The sequence below is a fragment of the Cylindrospermopsis sp. CR12 genome (assembly GCF_001432185.1).
GTDB classification, from domain to species: Bacteria; Cyanobacteriota; Cyanobacteriia; order Cyanobacteriales; family Nostocaceae; genus Raphidiopsis; species Raphidiopsis raciborskii.
Genome location: NZ_LMVE01000021.1, coordinates 209,913 through 210,149 on the forward strand (window position 1 = coordinate 209,913; position 237 = coordinate 210,149).

Sequence of the window (237 nt, forward strand, 5' to 3'; positions counted from 1 at the left end):
TACCCGTCTCAAACCAGTAGTTACGGAAAACTTGGCCTTTTCCAATAAACAGCAAGATGTCATAGGGATTATAAACAGTCTCCGATCCTGTCCAATTATAACCATTGTACCAATGGCGCAGTGCATCCCAATCTACTCCCTCAAGGTGGTCACCGAAGGACTCCCGCAAGTCGGTTTCAGTATAACCACAGATAGATGAGTATTGGTTATCAATGGTGATGTCCGTTAGTTGATTAA

1 protein-coding gene is annotated in these 237 nt (G+C 43.5%); it reads right to left on the bottom strand.

All coding sequences use genetic code 11. From position 1 onward, the window contains the following. On the bottom strand, window positions 1-237 hold a 237-nt coding region (locus ASL19_RS18450), incomplete at both ends, for an AAA family ATPase (protein WP_235528916.1).